The sequence below is a fragment of the Campylobacter sp. P0109 genome (genome assembly GCF_002138755.1).
Classification (GTDB): domain Bacteria; phylum Campylobacterota; class Campylobacteria; order Campylobacterales; family Campylobacteraceae; genus Campylobacter; species Campylobacter devanensis.
In genome coordinates this window covers 31,477-49,063 of the sequence record NZ_MJKK01000005.1, presented here as the reverse complement: position 1 = coordinate 49,063, position 17,587 = coordinate 31,477, and the positions used below count along the sequence as shown (strand labels likewise).

Here is a 17,587-nt window from a genome sequence, read left to right as displayed (position 1 = left end):
AACTTCCTAAATTATTTTGTAAAATCTCTAAGCATTTTAATTTCATCAGCCCAGATAGTCTCATCAATAGTCTCTAAAATTAATGGAATCTCATCAATTCTATCGTCTTTCATAATACATCTAAATGCTTGTTCTCCAATTAGTCCAACTCCAAGGCTATCGTGACGATCTTTGCGAGAACCAAGGGCGCCTTTGCTATCGTTGATATGCATTCCGCTTAAGTATTTAAATCCTACTATTTTATCAAATTCAGCCATAGTTTTAGTGTAACTTTGCTCATCTTTGATATCATATCCGCTAGCAAATAAATGACATGTATCGATACACACGCCCACACGAGAGCTATCTTGGCTCATATTAATCAAAGCCGCTAAATGCTCAAATTTATACCCTAGATTACTGCCTTGACCGGCGGTATTTTCGATAACTAGCTTGATATTTGATGAGTTTTTTAATAGATTGTTCATCTGCTGTGCGATTAGCTCTAAACACTCATCTTCGCTTATCTGCTTTAGATGTGAGCCGGGATGAAAATTTATAAGCTCAATCCCTAGAGCTTCGCACCTTCTAATCTCATCTAAAAATGAGTTAAAACTCTTAGCCCTTGCATCAGCATCTGGATGGCCTAAATTCACTAAATAACTATTGTGAGCTAGGATATGCTCTGGCTTTATGTTGGCTTTATTTAAATTTGATTTAAACTCATCAATATCTTTTTGGCTTAGGGGTTTAGCGCTCCATTGTCTTTGATTTTTAACAAATAGAGCAAAAGCGTCCGCACCGATATTTGCAGCATTTTTTGGAGCATTTGCTACTCCACCACTTGCACTTACATGCGCTCCTATTCTTTTCATTGCAACTCTCTTATTATAATTTTTATATTATTTTTACTATCTATAAATTTAGCTGTTTTATTGCAAACCTCATATCTAAAACTACTAAAATCTTGTGTAAATCCACAATCAGTTTGAATCAAATTTGCTGAGTCATATATTGCTCTTTGGGTTATAATATCATCTAAAATCTCATTATAATGGGGCGAATTTAGATATTTGATGTTAAAACTTTTGCGAGACATACAAGCTGAGTTTATGCAGATATTTTGAGCTAATTTTAGGTTTAGAGTTAGTGTGCCGCTATTGTAGATTTGAACTTGTGTACCATTTGTATAGCTGTGAATAAACCCTGTATCGCTAATGCGAATTTGTGGCGTAATAAAACTAAATAAAACCCCACTAGAACGCTTTGGCTGAACAGTGCCACAGCCAAAAATTAACGCAGATAATAGTGTTAAAGTAGTAAATTTAGACCAAAATTTATAGATATTCAAACTATGCCTTTTTAAATTTGACAAATTATACAGTTTTTTTGTAAATCGCTATGATTTTTAAGCGATATTTAAGCATTACTCTTGTATAATTCCTCTCGCACAACCGCAGTGGCCCCTTCGTCTAGCGGTTAGGACATCGCCCTTTCACGGCGGTAACACGAGTTCGAGTCTCGTAGGGGTCACCACTTTATTCTAAAAATCCCACATTTTATCATTCTTTTATAATATTTTCTCAAAAGTATAATTTTTGTTAAATTTAAATTTATCTTCTATTTATTCTTTAAATTCAGCGAAATTTTTGTAAAATAAAGCCTAAAAATGACGATATTAAAGTTAAATTCAAAAGGACACATATGCAAAATGGTGAAAAAAAAGATGTTAATGAGTTAAAAAATGACATCTCAAAAAAAGATGAGCGAGATCTAACTGAAGATGAGAGAAAGTTTAAAGAGCTTGATTCGAAGATAGCTCAAAAAATTAAAAATGATGAAGAGATAACCACACTTGATAAAAACATAACTGCTATGATGCCTTATGCTATCGATACTTCGCTTACGCTATTTGGTCTTGAAGAGAATAAAAAATTTGGCGTTTATATGGGCAAAGACCCGCTAGATCTAAATATCATAAATCTTGAAACCAAAGAGTATTTATATGAAAGCCCAGCTAAAGATGTTGAGAAAAAGATTATAGAATTCGAAGAAGAGCACGCCAGACATAGGGCGCTTTTTATCTATGGAATTGGCAATGGAGTATTTTTGAAATCCATCTTAGCAAACCCAACGCATAAAAAGATATTTGTTTTTGAACCTGAGATTGAGATTTTATATGCTGCGCTTAGTTTGATTGACTTTTCTAGGGATATTTTTACTGATAGGTTATTTATTTTAGATTCGCATAAGGTTACATTTTTACAGTTTTATATCATTTGCAGGATGCCTGATGTATTTCATAGTTTTAGATTATATAATCTACATATTATCGATGATTATTATAATAATGAAAAATATCAAGAAAATATTATGGAATTAAATAAAACTATGCAAAAAGCAATTATCCAGACGCTTTATGAGCGTGGAAATGACTCTAAGGATTGCTTGTTAGGAATGATTCAAACAACACAACATCTTCCAGATGTATTTGGCGCAATTCCTCTAAGAGATATTATAAATAAAAGAAAAAATAAGATTAACTCAGCTGTAATAGTATCTACTGGTCCATCGCTTCACAAGCAGCTTCCAATACTAAAAAAACTAGCTCCATATACTGTCATAGTAGCTGTTGATGCAAGTTATCCTATCTTAAAAGAGCATGGGATTAAGCCTGATTATGTAACATCTATAGAGAGAATTCCGCCTACTCCGGACTTTTTCAAACCTGCTAGAACTAAATTTGATGATGGGATTATATTTGTTGTGGCTTCTCTTACGCATCATGAGTCAGTTGAGAATTTGCATGATAAAGATGTTTGTTATGCTTTAAGGCCGCTAAATTATGAGATGAGCTTTAAAGATTTTAAATTTGGCTATATCGGCGGGGGACAGAGTGCTGCGCATATGGCGTGGAATGTAGCCCAAGCTTTAGGTTGTAAAGATGTAATGTTAATAGGCCAAGACTTAGCTTATGGTGAAGATGGCACTAGCCACTCTAAAGGACATATATTTAAAGAGACCGAAATTCCATTAGAAGAAGTTCCTATAATGACAACCAAATATGGCGGTAAAGGCGAAATTCAAACTACACTTGTATGGAATTTATTTAGACAGTATTTTGAGCATAATATCGCAATGATGCAAAGAAGTAATCCAGATTATAAGCTTTATAACTGCACCGAAGGCGGAGCAAGAATAGAAGGAACAACTGAAATTCCATTTAAAGAGATGGCTGATAAAATTATCGCTAAGGGCAAAACAAAGAGCTTCAAGCCAATTTCGCCAATTAGCAAAGAAAAGCAAGAAGAGCATCTAAAAAAAGCAATCAAAAATATAACTAAAATTTTCAAAACTGGTCATAAAATTCAAAAAAAATGTGAAAAGCTATATCTCAAAATCGCTAAAGAGATTGAAAAATCCAAAAAATTAAAAGAGCAAGATAAAGCAGATAAAATCAACTATGATAAGCTACAAAAACTCTCATTTGAGATTGATAGCCTAAAAGAATATGTCTTTAAAGATAAAGTCTTTATGTCGTCATTTTATGGTATTTGCGGAGCGATGCTAAATAGCCAAGAGCTCGAACTTGCCGTTATCTCAGCTCGTAGAGCCGATAGCGATGAAGAGAAAAATGATAAGTTATTTGAGTGGGTTTCGTGTCAGAGTTATTGGATATTTAGCTTAGCTGGTAGTATAGATGCGACTTTGGGTAAATTAGCTGACGCCGCTAGTGGATTTATGGATAGTCATAAGTTGTTAGAACAATGATAAATAGCGATATTAAATCAACATATGATGAGCATACATATGACTCATATTCATACGCTCAAACTTGTATAGATTGTCTTTGTGCGGTGGCTAAATTTCATGGCCTAGATGCTGTTAATCCGCATAATTCCAAGGTTCTTGAAATTGGTTGTGCGATGGGTGGAAATATCATAGGCCAAGCTATCAATCATCCAAATTCAACTTTCATAGGAATTGATTTAAGTAGTGAGCAGATAGCTATAGGCAAGAGAGCAATCGAAGGAATCGGGTGTAAAAATATAAAATTGATTGAGATGGATATTTGCAATCTCATAAGTGAATTTGGTGGTAAAATAGAGTTTGATTATATTATTTGCCATGGTATTTATAGCTGGGTGCCTGATTTTGTAAGAAGTGCGATTTTGCAAAGTTGTCAAAAGCTATTAAGCCAAAATGGCGTGGCATTTATCAGCTATAACTGCTATCCTGGGTGGAAATATGTAGAGCCTTTGCGTGATTTTATGCGTTTTAGTGCGGTTAAAAGTAGTGGCAATGTCGCTGATTTGGAGTCTGGATTAAATGCTATTAAATTTCAAAAGGCTTTTTATGCCAAATATAGCCCAAATGAATCAAGTGCTACACATATTAAAAATTTAAATTCTGAGTATATTAAACATATTCAAAACTACCCAAAAAGTTATGTGGCACATGAATATATGGAGATTTATAATCAGCCATTTTATTTTTTAGATTTTGTAGCTGATGCTGGTGATAATGGGCTTTGCTATGTAGCCGATGCCACATATCATTTCGATCCATCATTTTTGCCTGATGGTGCGATAAGTGAGTATTTTAAGCTATCATTTGATGATTATATTTCGGCTAATCAAGCTTATGATTTTTTATACTCTATTAGATTTAGAAGCTCTATTTTAACCAAATCACAAAATCAAAACAAGTTAGCTACAAAAGATGAAGATAAGGCTAAATTCGCTCCAAATTTATATTTTAAACTCATCAAGCCCTCATCTGAACTTTTAAATTCAGCCAAGGATACATATATAGAGCCTTTGGCTAAGGCTTTAAATGATGCTTTTCCGGCGACTTTGAGCTATGATGAGATTAAGGCTATTTATCCAAAGGATGATATTGTATTTAGGTATTATGATATTAGAACTTTGACAAATAACGCTCTTACCATTACTTGCGAGCCTGATAAAAAGCTATTATATATCCCAGGCAAGACTAGGCTTAAGAGAGTTTATGTAGATTATTTGCGATATTTTTTAGAAAATGATATCCCGCAAATTGGCGTAGCAACTCCATCTAATGATAAATTAAATGCTGATAAACACACGCTAGAGCTTATATTGATGTTTGATGGAAATCATAGTATAAAAGATATCCAAAACCATATAAAAGCCAAATTCGAAAAAGATAAATTAACCCCAGCAATCCAAAAAGATGGTGAAAATATTCCACTAAAAAGCCCAAAAGAGCAAAACGAATATTTCAAAAACGCAGTTGAAACTATCAAGCTCTCACTTATCAATACCCTAATGCTAGAAGAGTATTAAACTCTTCTACAAAGCATTAGCGATCAGCTCAATTGGATTAGAGCATTTAGTATCGCTACCATAGATATGTAAGGCGTTGTTTAGCTGCATTTTACAAGCGCTACACTCACTTCCTACGCATTTGGCATTCATGGCGTCTATCTGTGCGGCTCTGCTTTGACCGGCTTGGCGACTTAGGTGGTATTTTTCACTTTGCATTGTTACCCCACCAAATCCACAACAACTATGATTATCGCTCATATCATTTAAGATATAAGCGTGTTTTAAAAGCTCTCTTGGCTCTTTCCAAACTCCTTGCATCTTTCTAGCGTGGCAAGGGTCATGATATGTGATTTTAGATAGTTTTTTATCTCTATTTCGCTCTTTTAAAATTTGAGCTAGATCTGTAAATTTAGCCAAATATTCAGTAGCTAAATATATTTTTTTGCTGATATTTATAGCTCTTTGCTTCCACTGCAAATCATTGTGAAAATAGTGCTCATAATCTACCTTTATCATCGCCGAACAAGTCGCTTCTGGTATTATAATAGCTTCGATTTTACCGCTATTTAATAAGGATTCAAAATACTCAATATTCTTTTTAGCTAGATAATCTACGGTATTAAAATCCCCAGTGAAATACGCTGGAGCCGAGCAGCAGCCTTGAGATTTCATCAAATGAGCGTTGATTTTAAGTTCTTTTAATATCTTAAGTAACCCCTCGCCAATAGCGGTATAAGCATAGTTTCCCATACAGCCGATAAATATCCCGATAGTTTTATCTCCGCCATTATCTATAAATTCAGTGTGAGAGTTTAAAAAGCTCTTTTTAGATGCTGCTGGTAAAAGACGCTCTTTTTTTAACATTGGCAGACTAAATCTTGGGCTCATATTGCCATCTTGAACTTTAAATCCACAGCTTTGAAACACATATCCAAATTTCGCAGCGATATCCATAATTTTTCTATTTCTAAGTAGATAAAAAAATAGCCTTTTATACCACGAAATACCAAATTTAGCCGCTATATCGGCTCTAGCATTTTCTATCATAGTATCAGTTGGCAAGGATACCGGGCAGTCTTGGACGCAATTTGTACATAAAAAACAGCTCTCAAAAATATCTTTTAAATTCTTATCAAGCTCGATTTCACCTCTATTATAAGCCCCCAAAAGATCCAAAAATCCTCTTGGGCTCTTGACCTCATCGTGGCTGATTTTGTATATTGTACAATTTGGCTTACATTTTCCACACTTCACACACGCATCGCTAATCTCACTAAAATTATAGTTACTCATTTATCCTCTTTGTTTCATCAAACTTGCTTTGATAGCCTCTATAAAGGCGGTTCTAACACCGGCTTTTTCTAGCTCGCATACACCCTCGATAGTCGTTCCAGCAGGAGAGCAAATGCTATCTTTTATTAGTGCTGGATGAGTATCTTTAATCAATCCAGCAAAGCTATCAAATAGCCCACTTGTCATAGCTTGAGCCTCGTCCAATCTAAGCCCTGATCTTACAGCGGCAGTATTGATAGCTTCAGCTACTAATGCTAGATATGCTGGAGCGCATCCGCTGATTATGCTAGCAGCATCAAAAGTGGATTTAGAATCAAATTTAACCGCTTTTCCAAAGCCATTTAGGATCTTTTCTACTAGATTGGTATCGCCAATTGCTATATATGGATTTATACTTTTTTGGTATTTTGCGGCGATATTTGGCAAGCAAATAGCGTGATTTATGGCGTTTATAGCTTGAATTTGCTCTAAGCTTGTGCGAGCTAGCACGCTAATTATCAAATTTGCTCTACCTTTTGCGAGATTTACAAACCACTCAAGGGCATTTGGCTTGATAGCTAATATAATGTTTTTATCACTTATATCGTAGTTTTGATCTATTATCTCTACTTCAAATTCACCTTTTAAAGCCTCTAATCTATCGCTCAATCGCCCCGCAAAGCTCACTTCAAAACCAGATAATTTCAGCCCATTAGCCATAGCTAATCCCATATTTCCAGCGCCAATTATAGTAATTTTCATCTTACTTCCTGTCTTAAAATAGATACGCTACTTGGTAATTTAGAGCCATTTTTGATAGCGTTTGTTATGCTTGATAGATCAAATTTAGTATGATCAAAGGCGACCACATAGCAGATATCGCCAGGTTTTAGATATCTATTTTTGCCCGCCTCTTCATATCTTGTAGCGCCGATTGTGATTATCATCTTATTTGGGTAGTTTGCATTTTTTAAGATATCTGATAAATTCTCTAACACAGCATAATTTTCTTGTGTGTTTAATCTATCTTTGATCCACTCTAATAACTTTTCATAAAAATATGAGTATCCGCTTAATTTAGCGCACTCGCCATATCTAATTAGCTCATTTTGGCTTTGTAAAAATGATACTAAGCTATAATTATCACAGATCCCACCAAGGCTAAATTTGTCTATATCAATCTCATTTCCGATTCCTTTTGAGCCGTTGCTGAAGTTTTTCTTTTGTGATATTTTTGTAGCGGTTTTGTCATTTCTAACTGAAGCGTCATTAAAAGCAGCAAATTTAAGTGGCTTAATGCTTTTAACCTTATTATTTTCATACTCTAATTCGCATCTTAGGGCGATCTCAGGCTCCATTTGGATATTTAAATTTTTATCATTAGGTAGATATAAATAGCCATTATCTATACAATTCCTACCCAAAAAACTATCGCTACCTTTGATATAAAATGGAAATATCCCTTTTGGGGCGTATTCATCATCGGTTTTAACCAAGGCGAAATCATCAGCCTCGCCAGCTTGCTCTAAGTGTAAGGCGAAATTTCCAGCTATCCCAAATCCTAAAATCTCACTCACAAAATCTCCTTTAAACTGTCTTTGAAAAGCTATTATTAACGCCTTTAAATTTAGCCATATACTCATCAAAGCACATAGCGATATTACGGATTAATAGCATTCCGGTTTGGTTTATCTCAATTTTTTGGCTATCGATGTTCATAAATTGCTTTAACTCGCCTAGCTCATCTAATTCATCTTTAAAATGGTTAAAGAAATCAATCTTAAATTTACTCTCCACAGACCCAATATCAAGAGCGAAATTCGCCATCAACTCCATAATCACAAATTTTCTAAGCTTATCTTCTTCATTTAGCATTATGCCTTTGAAATTTGGCAATTTACCAGTATCAATAGCAGCTTCATAGCCGCTCATATCTTTGTAGTTTTGAGCGTAATAGTCACCACCTTCGCCGATACTAGTTAGCCCTATACCAATGAGTTGCGCTCCGCCTTTTGTAGTGTATCCTTGAAAATTCCTATGAAGTGTGCCATTTTTTAAAGCACCAAATAGCTCATCACTAGGCTTAGCGTAGTGATCCATACCTATCATTTTGTATCCATTGGATGTGAGAAATTCCATAGTGTATTTTAAAATTTCAAGCTTAGTTTTTGGGCTTGGTAGCGTGGCTTCGTCGAATTTTCTCATACTTTTTTTGATCCATGGGACATGAGCGTAATTAAAGATAGCAAATCTATCAGGATTTAGACTAACTCCTAGCTCTAAAGTGCGTTTAAAACTCTCTAAGCTCTGATAAGGCAAACCATATATAAGATCGGTATTTACACTTAACATTCCATATTTTCTAGCCAAATTTACAGCATTTTGAGTTATGCTAAATGGCTGAATTCTATGGATCTCTTTTTGAACCTTTTCATCAAAATCTTGTACCCCAAAGCTAACTCTATTAAACCCATGCTTTCTAAGGACTTCTAGCTGATCTTCATTGATAAATCTTGGGTCTATTTCACAGCTTATTTCAGCATCATTTGTGAAATTTTTAAAATGTTTTTTAATAGCTTTTATAATCCTATCGAGCTCACTAGCGCTATAAAATGTAGGTGTCCCACCACCAAAGTGCATCTGTATCACTGCTCTATTGGTATCTACTATACTAGCTAAAATTTCAAGCTCACGCTCCAAATAATCCAAGTAGCGACTCATCTTATCGCTTTTGCTAGTATATATCACATTACAACCACAAAAATAGCACGCCGAGCGACAAAATGGTAAATGAAAGTATAGTGAAAGTGGCTTATCACACTCTTTTAATCTCTTGATATACTCATCATAGCTAAACTCATCGCTAAATTCCAAAGCCGTAGGATAGCTAGTATATCTAGGTCCTGGCTTAGAATACTTCACAAATGCTTCAAAATCTACCACAATCACTCCTTATTAACAAGCGAGCGCATATCCAAAAATAAATTTGGATGCTCTTTTTTGATTTTAGCTATCAATCTGTCTAAATTTGGCTCTTTTTTGTAGTTTGCTTTTTTGATCTCTTCTATTGCCACAGTCCAGACATCGCCAAAATCAATTGGCAAATTTTGTAAAATAGATCTCTCAAGCTTTAGCTCAAAATTCTCTTTTTGTGCGTTTTTTAGTGCGTTTATCACCGCTTCAAATAGCTCAGCAGGCACTAGGGCGCAAGGCTTATCTCCATACATACCAAACCATGGAGTATTTAAATTCGCTTTGCCTTTGTAGCTAAGCTTCATTTGATTATTATCCATATCTTCTAGCTCAAATGTTGTGCGACGCTTTTTGCTAATGCCTAGAGTTTGACTAATATTTTCCAAATGATTATTCATATCTCATCCTATCGCACCAGACCATTACGCCTTTTTGTGCGTGAAGTCTATTGTGGGCTTCTCTAAATATCTCATCAGCGTGAGTCTCAAATACTTCTTCGCTGACTTCATATCCTCTATAAGCAGGCAAGCAGTGTAAAAACACAGCCCCATCTTTTGCTAGACTCATCATACTTTTATCTACACAAAATCCAGCGAAATCGGCGATTTTTTTCGCTTTTTCATCCTCTTGACCCATAGAGACCCAAGTATCAGTAGTAACGACATCTACGCCACTTATAGCCTCTTTTGGGTCATTGCTTATTTGGATTATTGCGCCACTTGATTTGGCATTTTCTAAGGCTATGTTTTTTACCCATTGTGGGACTTTATAGCCTTTTGGTGTAGCGATTCTAAGCTCAAAACCAAGCTTAGAAGCAGCCATAAGCCATGAATTTGTCATGTTATTGCCATCACCTACATATGTGACTTTCATATTTTGGATATTTAAGCCAAGCTCATCTAAGGTTAGCAAATCAGCCATTAATTGAACAGGGTGAAAATCATCGCTAAGCCCATTTATCACAGGCACACCGCTAAATTTAGCAAGCTCAACCAAATCACTTTGTTTATAAACCCTAGCCATAATCATATCCACCATTCCCCCAAGCACTCTAGCGGTATCTTTGATAGGCTCGCCACGGCCAAGTTGTATATCACGACTACTTAAAAACAGCGCTTTTCCGCCGAGTTGTTGTATCCCAACTTCGAAGCTCACTCTAGTCCTTGTCGAGCTTTTTTCAAAAATCATAGCTAAAAATTGATCTTTTAAATATGGTTTATACTCTTTATTTAAGGCCTCTTTTTTGATATCTTTGGCAATGTTTAAGATATCTAAAATCTCATCCTTGCTTATATCATTTAGAGTCAAAAAGTGTCTCATATCTATCCCTTGTTTGAATTTAATATCTTAGCAACTTCTTTGGCGTGATAGCTGATGATTAGATCTGCTCCAGCTCTTTTAAATGCTATCATAGTCTCCATCATCACACGATCATAATCTATAACACCAGCTTTGGCGCCAGCTTTTAAAAGTGCGTATTCTCCACTCACATTATATACACAAAGTGGTAAATTTGTTCGCTCTTTTATATCTCTTATGATATCTAAATATGCTAAAGCCGGTTTAACCATCAAAATATCAGCGCCTTGAGCCTCATCTTCTAAGCTCTCATTAATCGCTTCAAGTCTATTAGCGGGATTCATTTGATAGCTTTTTCTATCGCCAAAGCTTGGAGTGCTTTGCGCTACATCACGAAACGGCCCATAATATGCTGAAGCGAATTTGGTAGAGTAGGACATAATAGGTAAATTCATATATCCATTTTCATCCAATGCCTTACGCAAAGTATAAATTATCCCATCCATCATCCCACTAGGCGCTATCATATCAGCACCAGCTTTGGCGTGGATGAGAGCTTGTTTGGCCGATATTTCAAGGGTAGCGTCATTATCCACGCTGCCGCATTTATGATCCAAAATTCCGCAATGTCCGTGATCTGTGTATTCACAAAAGCATAAATCAGTAATAACTATAAGATCTTTAAATTTCTCTTTAATAGCCCTAACGGATCTAGCAATTATCCCATTTTCATCTAAAGCATCGCTACCTATGCTATCTTTTAAATTTGGAATTCCAAATAAAATTATAGATTTTATCCCTAAATTTACAATTTCATCGCACTCTTTTAAAATCTCATCTAAACTCATCTGAAATACGCCAGGCATCGAGCTTATCTCATTTTTAATTCCCTTGCCCTCAACTACAAAAAGTGGATATATAAAATCACTAATAGATAGTCTATTTTCTGTTAGCATATCACGCAAAGGCTCATTTAATCTTAATCTTCTATATCTTTTAAACATTATTATTCTCCTGAAAATTTGGTGATTATAGCAGAATTTAAGTTAATTAAAGATAATTGATTTTGTTTAGATTTAATTGCAAATGATACAATAAAACAAAAACAGAAGGAAAAAAGTGCATATAGGGATATCTAAAGTTGCAAATTTGCCAACTAAATTTGGAAATTTTAAAATTAAAGCATATAAGGAAAATGATAAAGAGCATTTAGTAATTTTTAGTTCAAATTTAAGCGATCCATTAAATCTTAGAATTCACTCAGAGTGCCTTACAGGTGATGCGTTAGGAAGTAAAAAGTGCGACTGCGGAGAACAACTAGAAGCTGCACTTAAATATATCGCAGATAATGGTGGAATGGTGATATATCTTCGTCAAGAAGGTAGAAATATCGGATTATTAAACAAAGTCAATGCCTACGCCTTACAAGACACTGGCCTTGATACTATAGAGGCAAATCATCAGCTAGGATTTAAGGCTGATGAGAGGACATATGAGATGGTTGATTTTATCTTAGATGATTTTGGGATAAAAAGTGTGAATTTATTAACCAATAATCCGCTTAAACTCTCAAGTATAAAAGCTCAAATAGTAAGCCGAATTCCGATACAAATAGAGGCAAATAAATACAATAAAGATTATTTAAATATTAAAAAAGAGCAGATGGGGCATATGCTATGAGTGATGAATTTTGGGAGAGTGTGGCTAAGTTTGATGAGGTCTTAAAAAAATTCAATAAAATTCATAATCTAACCAATTATAAAGATATCAAGCCAGTAGCCCTTGATAGCATAGAGCCGATTAAATTTCTAGGCTTTGAGCCTAGGGTTTGTGTGGATGTAGGCAGTGGGGCTGGATTTCCGGCGATATTTTTGGCTATGATTTTAGATGAATGTGAGTTTCATCTATATGAGCCAATAGCGAAAAAATCAAGCTTTTTATCCTATGCGGCTTTGAGTTTAAATTTACAAAATATCACCGTCCATAGTGGTAAAATTGAAAATTGTGATAAGATAAAAGCAGATTTGATAACCTCTAGAGCGTTGATGAATACGGCAGATTTGATTAAAATTTGTCAAGGCTTTTATGATGAAGAGACTACATTTTTGCTATATAAGGGCTCAAATGCTAAATTTGAGATAGAAGAGCTTAAATGTTATAAGAAAATTTATCAAGAAAATGAGCGAAATTATGTAGTATTAAAGGGGTTAAAATGATAGCTAAAATCATAATATTTGTTTTGATTATAGGGGTAATTTACTATTTTATAATTCCTAAATTTAGGAGTAAAAAGCCTAGTGATAGCGGTGAAAGCTTTGTTGAATGTAGTAAATGTGATACATTTGTAGAGCTAAAAGATAGCACACTAAGAAATGGTAAATATATATGCAAGGAGTGTCTAAAATGATTATAATTGGTAGTGATTTAATAGCTTATGAGCCAGTGTTTTTATCTAAATTTGAGCCAAAAAATTTAAACTCAAAGTGTAATTTTATTGTAGTTTCTAATATTAAAGAGGCGTTAATTGCTAATGCTAATGGAGTTAAATTTATCGTATGCGATACTATAAAACTAGCTAAAAAACTACAAAAATTAGCCAATAATTATCTATTTGATAGCAAAATCGCCTTAATAATTAATAGCGATAATGAGCTAGAAAAAGCAGCTAAAAAACAGATTGATGCAGTTATCTATCTTGGAGCAATAAGGGGGTAAGATGGAGATTTTTAAGACTGTATTTTTTATGGTAGCTCTTATGTTACTTTTTGTCTTTATCGGTGGTATGATAGGCGGAGTTGGTGGTATGTTAGTAGCGTTTTGTATTGCGCTGGCTATGAATTTTTTCAGCTATTTTTATAGTGATAAGCTTATTTTAAAGCGATATAACGCCCAAGAGCTTAATAGCTCACATCCATTATATCATATGACTAAAAGGCTCTGTTTTAAAGCTGGATTAGAACTACCAAAGCTATATATAATTAGCGACTCTGTCCCTAATGCATTTGCTACTGGTAGAAATCCAGCCAATGCTGCTGTGGCTCTAACTACTGGATTGCTTGATACACTAAATGATAATGAGATAGCAGCAGTTATAGCTCACGAGCTAGGTCACATAAGGCACTATGATATCTTAACAGGTTCTATCGCAGCTATCTTTGCTGGGGCGATTGCTATTTTGGCGAATTTCGCTCAATTTGGTGCTATGCTAGGAAACAATCAAAACCGCCAAAATCCCATTTTGATGATCGCTCTAGCTATCATAATGCCACTAGCTGCTACCATAATCCAGATGAGTATATCACGCTCAAGGGAGTTTGAAGCAGATAGATTTTCAGCTTCGATAACTAACGCTAATGACCTAGCAAACGCTCTATTGAAATTAGAGAGTAGCAATCAGCGTGGCGTAGTAAAAAACGCCAATGAACAAACCGCTCATATGTTTATCATAAGCCCATTTAGTGGTGGTATCGCAAGTGGGATATCTAATCTCTTTCGCACTCATCCCACAACCAAGCAAAGAGTGGAGAGACTAAGAGAGTTAAGCTATCAAAACCCAGCTAAAAGGTATTTTAATAGCTGATGGAGAATTTAGAAAAAGAGCGAAAATCTATAAGATATAAGCTTATTTGGATCTTGATTTTAGCGGCTTTTGTGGATTTTGTAATTACTTTGGTGCTTTGGTTTTTTGATCCTTTTTTGGCTTTAATCGGTGGATTTTTAGCCGGTCTTTGGATATATTTTTGGTTTAAATTTAAATTTTTTGCTGAATTTGAGCTAGGTTTAAAAGAGAGGCTAAGAGATGAGCTAATCAAAGAATTGGGCTTAAATCAGCCAAATTTATCTCGTATTAATAGCCATTTTAATGGCGATGTTAGTGAGTTTGGACTATTTAGCTTAAATGGTTTTGATGTGCGTGATATATGTGTGAAAAATAGCGATGAAATTATATTTTATGGTCTTTTAATCAGTGGTAAAATCAGCAAAAATATAGAGATCAAAGAGAATTTGCTAGGATTTAAAAGCTCATATTATATCCAAGATGGTTATTTGAGTTTATATATTTACACAGACTCTGATACTATAATTGCGAATTTAAAAACACCTTTAAATATCAGCTATAAAAGTGCTAAAGAGAGTATAAAAAATATTATAAAGATCATAGATCAGCTAGGTTGATCCTAGCTGAATTTGAATTATAGGTATCCTGCAAAAGTAGTAAAGATATAACCAAATATACAAGATACAAATACCCCAAGCAAGCCTGGAATAATGAAACTATGGTTGATTACATATTTGCCTATTTTAGTTGTGCCTGAGCGGTCAAATTGTATCGTAGCAAGGTCGCTTGGATATGTAGGAAGGATATAGTATCCATAACAAGCCGGAGCAAACGCCACGATAATAGCAGGATCAACCCCGATACCCAAAGCTAATGGCACAAATGCCGCCAAAGCCGCAGCTTGTGAATTTACAAATTTAGATATCAAAAGTAGCATAATAGCATAGGTCCATGGATATAGCTGAACGATACCACCTAATGATTCTTTAAGCATTGGAGTATGAACGCTAAACATTGTATTAGCCATCCAAGATATACCAAATACCGCTACAATAGCTATCATACCAGATCTAAAGATTGCATTTTGAGCGATTTCGCCGGCTTTTACTTTAGTTACTATTATAAGGATTGCGCCAGTAATTAGCATAAATATTTGAATTACAGATACCATACTCATCGGCTTCATCACGCCTTTGCCATTATCAAATGCAGGGCGAAGCTCAGGGAAGGCACCAAGGATAGCCACAATAGCAATCGCACCTAAGAATATCCACATAGCAACCCACTCTATCGTAGGTAGTTTGACATCTAAAAGTGTTTTAGAGTCGCCATAGACATATTTTTTAAATTCAGGGTCATTGTGAATTTTAGTTTGGAACTCTTCATCTTTATCTAGATCTTTCCCTCTAAACCAGCTATAAATCCCAACGGCTAAAACACCTATCAAGGTTGATGGTACAGTGATCGCAAGTAAATTCAAATATCCATCAAAGCCCTCTAAATGCTTAACACCAGGAGCTAATAGCATAGCAGTCAAAGATACCACCGCCACGCTCACAGGACTTGCGATGATACCCATTTGCGAACTAACTGATGCTGCGGCCATAGGTCGCTCTGGGCGAATTCCATTTTTGATAGCGATATCATAGATAATTGGCATCATTGTATAAACCACATGTCCAGTCCCGCATAGAATTGTTAAAAACGCAGTTACAAATGGGGCTAGGATTGTTAAGAATTTAGGATTTCTCCTTAGGATTCTTTCAGCAATTTGAAGCATTACATCAAGACCGCCACTAGCAAGTAAGGTCGCACTAGCTACAACCACGCATAAAATAGTAAAAATAACATCAATAGCCGGTTTGCCAGGAGCTACATCAAAACCAAATGTAAGCACGAACATACCAACACCGCCAAGCAAGCCAAGAGCTATACCGCCCTTTCTAGCACCATAAAATAGACAAATCAAAACAACCAAAAGCTGAATAGCAAATTGTTTGCCATCGCTTAATTGTGTTAAAAACTCCATCTATTCTCCTTTCTTTGTAATAAATTTAAAAGCAATTTTATCTTTTAAAAAATTATATCTGACTTAAATTTTTATGCGTAAATTTAAAATTAAAAATTATTTTGTATAATCGAGCTATTTTATCTAAGGCAAATATATGTTTTCAAGCTTTTTTAAGAGTAAAAAATGGGCTTTTTGGGCTTATGGTGGGCTTTTTGTGATTATTGTATCTTTGATTTTTCAAACTAGATTAAATGTAGCGATTAATGATTGGTATAAAGATTTTTACGATATTATGCAAAATGTCAAAGATCATAGTGTAGATGAGTTTTGGGAGCAAATTTATAGATTTTTATTAATTGCGATGCCTTATGTGATTATCGCTACTATCACCACATTTTTTGCTAGCCATTGGGTTTTTAGGTGGCGAGAGGCTATGACTTTTGGCTATCTAAACAGATGGAGAGCGTGTAAGCATGATATAGAAGGCTCTAGTCAAAGGATACAAGAAGATGTTTATAGATTTGCTAAGATTACTGAAACCTTAGGCTTACAGATATTAAAAGCTATAATGATATTAATAGCGTTTATCCCAGTTTTATGGGGACTTAGCAGTGGAGTGGATTTGCCATATTTAAAAGAAATTCCCGGCTCATTAGTTTGGATAGCCTTAGCTGTGAGTGTAGGTGGGCTTATAATATCCTGGTTTGTAGGTATAAAGCTACCAAAGTTAGAATACAATATCCAAAAGAGCGAAGCGGCTTTTAGAAAAGAGCTAGTTTATGCTGAAGATGATAAGGTAAATTATGCGAGTTTTGAGAGTGTATTGGGGCTATTTACTGGGCTTAGATTTAACTATTATAGGCTATTTTTACACTATGGATATTTCAATGTTTGGCTTATTTCGTTTTCGCAATTTATGGTTATTGTGCCATTTATAATTATGGGAAATGGGCTATTTAGCGGAGTTATAACGCTTGGAGTCTTAATCCAAGTTAGCAACGCATTTGACCAAGTTCGCAGTAGTTTTAGCGTATTTATAGATAATTGGACGACGATTACAGAGCTTAGAAGCATACATAAAAGGCTTGATGAATTTGAGAAAAATATTAAATTTGGCTAGTTTTATATAGTTTTAAATTCAAATTTGATATAATCCGAACTTATCTTAAAGTAAAGGAAAAGCGT

19 protein-coding genes and 1 tRNA gene are annotated in these 17,587 nt (G+C 34.8%); 10 read left to right on the top strand and 10 right to left on the bottom strand.

The annotated features are described in order from the left end of the window. Window positions 1-11 precede the first annotated feature (11 nt). Window positions 12-854: a deoxyribonuclease IV gene (nfo, locus tag CIGNP109_RS06160; protein ID WP_086228598.1), complete on the bottom strand. Its 843-nt coding sequence runs from the start codon at window positions 852-854 to the stop codon at window positions 12-14. Beyond that, on the bottom strand, window positions 851-1,330 hold the full coding sequence (locus CIGNP109_RS06155) for a hypothetical protein (protein WP_086228597.1): 480 nt from the start codon (window positions 1,328-1,330) through the stop codon (window positions 851-853). The genes nfo and CIGNP109_RS06155 overlap by 4 nt, the downstream gene beginning before the upstream one ends. A 110-nt stretch (window positions 1,331-1,440) precedes the next feature. Between CIGNP109_RS06155 and CIGNP109_RS06150 the strand changes: the two genes are divergently transcribed. The 3 genes from CIGNP109_RS06150 (at window position 1,441) to CIGNP109_RS06140 (ending at window position 5,306) form a co-directional block, all read left to right on the top strand. Then, window positions 1,441-1,515 (top strand) — tRNA-Glu (locus CIGNP109_RS06150). Window positions 1,516-1,683: 168 nt separating this feature from the next. Further along, window positions 1,684-3,750: a motility associated factor glycosyltransferase family protein gene (locus tag CIGNP109_RS06145; protein ID WP_086228596.1), complete on the top strand. Its 2,067-nt coding sequence runs from the start codon at window positions 1,684-1,686 to the stop codon at window positions 3,748-3,750. Then, window positions 3,747-5,306: a class I SAM-dependent methyltransferase gene (locus tag CIGNP109_RS06140; protein ID WP_086228595.1), complete on the top strand. Its 1,560-nt coding sequence runs from the start codon at window positions 3,747-3,749 to the stop codon at window positions 5,304-5,306. Before CIGNP109_RS06145 ends, CIGNP109_RS06140 begins: the two co-directional genes overlap by 4 nt. Window positions 5,307-5,312: 6 nt before the next feature. Here the strand turns inward: CIGNP109_RS06140 and CIGNP109_RS06135 are convergent, their stop codons facing one another. From CIGNP109_RS06135 to hemB, 7 genes are read right to left on the bottom strand one after another with little or no spacing between them, the layout of a single operon-like run. Next, window positions 5,313-6,581, bottom strand: coding sequence for a (Fe-S)-binding protein (locus CIGNP109_RS06135; RefSeq protein WP_086228594.1), 1,269 nt, complete (start codon window positions 6,579-6,581; stop codon window positions 5,313-5,315). Further along, complete coding sequence (locus CIGNP109_RS06130; RefSeq protein WP_086228593.1) at window positions 6,582-7,322, bottom strand: pyrroline-5-carboxylate reductase; 741 nt, start codon at window positions 7,320-7,322, stop codon at window positions 6,582-6,584. It lies immediately after the preceding gene. Continuing rightward, window positions 7,319-8,137 (bottom strand): DUF5718 family protein, encoded by an 819-nt coding sequence (locus CIGNP109_RS06125; RefSeq protein WP_086228592.1) that lies wholly within the window; start codon window positions 8,135-8,137, stop codon window positions 7,319-7,321. The genes CIGNP109_RS06130 and CIGNP109_RS06125 overlap by 4 nt, the downstream gene beginning before the upstream one ends. Before the next feature lie 10 nt (window positions 8,138-8,147). Next, the gene (hemN, locus tag CIGNP109_RS06120; RefSeq protein ID WP_086228591.1) at window positions 8,148-9,503 is read right to left on the bottom strand and encodes an oxygen-independent coproporphyrinogen III oxidase; all 1,356 of its coding nucleotides are present in this window, start codon (window positions 9,501-9,503) and stop codon (window positions 8,148-8,150) included. Window positions 9,504-9,505: 2 nt separating this feature from the next. Further along, window positions 9,506-9,931, bottom strand: a complete 426-nt coding sequence (locus CIGNP109_RS06115) for a DUF2603 domain-containing protein (protein WP_086228590.1) — start codon at window positions 9,929-9,931, stop codon at window positions 9,506-9,508. After that, window positions 9,924-10,853 (bottom strand): ornithine carbamoyltransferase, encoded by a 930-nt coding sequence (argF, locus tag CIGNP109_RS06110; RefSeq protein WP_086228589.1) that lies wholly within the window; start codon window positions 10,851-10,853, stop codon window positions 9,924-9,926. Before argF ends, CIGNP109_RS06115 begins: the two co-directional genes overlap by 8 nt. Window positions 10,854-10,855: 2 nt before the next feature. Further along, window positions 10,856-11,836 (bottom strand): porphobilinogen synthase, encoded by a 981-nt coding sequence (gene hemB, locus CIGNP109_RS06105; protein WP_086228588.1) that lies wholly within the window; start codon window positions 11,834-11,836, stop codon window positions 10,856-10,858. Between the two features lie 115 nt (window positions 11,837-11,951). Between hemB and ribA the strand changes: the two genes are divergently transcribed. From ribA to CIGNP109_RS06075, 6 genes are read left to right on the top strand one after another with little or no spacing between them, the layout of a single operon-like run. Next, window positions 11,952-12,512 carry a GTP cyclohydrolase II gene (gene ribA / locus CIGNP109_RS06100; protein ID WP_086228587.1) on the top strand — a complete coding sequence of 187 codons (561 nt, stop codon included), beginning with the start codon at window positions 11,952-11,954 and terminating at the stop codon, window positions 12,510-12,512. Then, a complete protein-coding gene (gene rsmG, locus CIGNP109_RS06095; RefSeq protein WP_086228586.1) occupies window positions 12,509-13,048 on the top strand; it encodes a 16S rRNA (guanine(527)-N(7))-methyltransferase RsmG in 540 nt (179 codons plus the stop codon). The genes ribA and rsmG overlap by 4 nt, the downstream gene beginning before the upstream one ends. Beyond that, window positions 13,045-13,239, top strand: coding sequence for a hypothetical protein (locus tag CIGNP109_RS06090; protein WP_086228585.1), 195 nt, complete (start codon window positions 13,045-13,047; stop codon window positions 13,237-13,239). Before rsmG ends, CIGNP109_RS06090 begins: the two co-directional genes overlap by 4 nt. Continuing rightward, window positions 13,236-13,547 carry a hypothetical protein gene (locus CIGNP109_RS06085; protein ID WP_086225210.1) on the top strand — a complete coding sequence of 104 codons (312 nt, stop codon included), beginning with the start codon at window positions 13,236-13,238 and terminating at the stop codon, window positions 13,545-13,547. Before CIGNP109_RS06090 ends, CIGNP109_RS06085 begins: the two co-directional genes overlap by 4 nt. Before the next feature lies 1 nt (window position 13,548). After that, window positions 13,549-14,412, top strand: coding sequence for a zinc metalloprotease HtpX (gene htpX, locus CIGNP109_RS06080; protein WP_086228584.1), 864 nt, complete (start codon window positions 13,549-13,551; stop codon window positions 14,410-14,412). Next, window positions 14,412-15,008 (top strand): hypothetical protein, encoded by a 597-nt coding sequence (locus CIGNP109_RS06075; RefSeq protein WP_086228583.1) that lies wholly within the window; start codon window positions 14,412-14,414, stop codon window positions 15,006-15,008. Before htpX ends, CIGNP109_RS06075 begins: the two co-directional genes overlap by 1 nt. Window positions 15,009-15,025: 17 nt before the next feature. On the opposite strand, the gene CIGNP109_RS06070 is transcribed toward CIGNP109_RS06075, so the two are convergent. Next, the gene (locus CIGNP109_RS06070; protein ID WP_086228582.1) at window positions 15,026-16,420 is read right to left on the bottom strand and encodes an anaerobic C4-dicarboxylate transporter; all 1,395 of its coding nucleotides are present in this window, start codon (window positions 16,418-16,420) and stop codon (window positions 15,026-15,028) included. 136 nt (window positions 16,421-16,556) lie between these two features. Here CIGNP109_RS06070 and CIGNP109_RS06065 point away from each other — a divergent pair, with 136 nt between their 5' ends. Continuing rightward, window positions 16,557-17,522 carry a putative transporter gene (locus CIGNP109_RS06065; protein WP_086228581.1) on the top strand — a complete coding sequence of 322 codons (966 nt, stop codon included), beginning with the start codon at window positions 16,557-16,559 and terminating at the stop codon, window positions 17,520-17,522. Window positions 17,523-17,587: the final 65 nt, after the last annotated feature.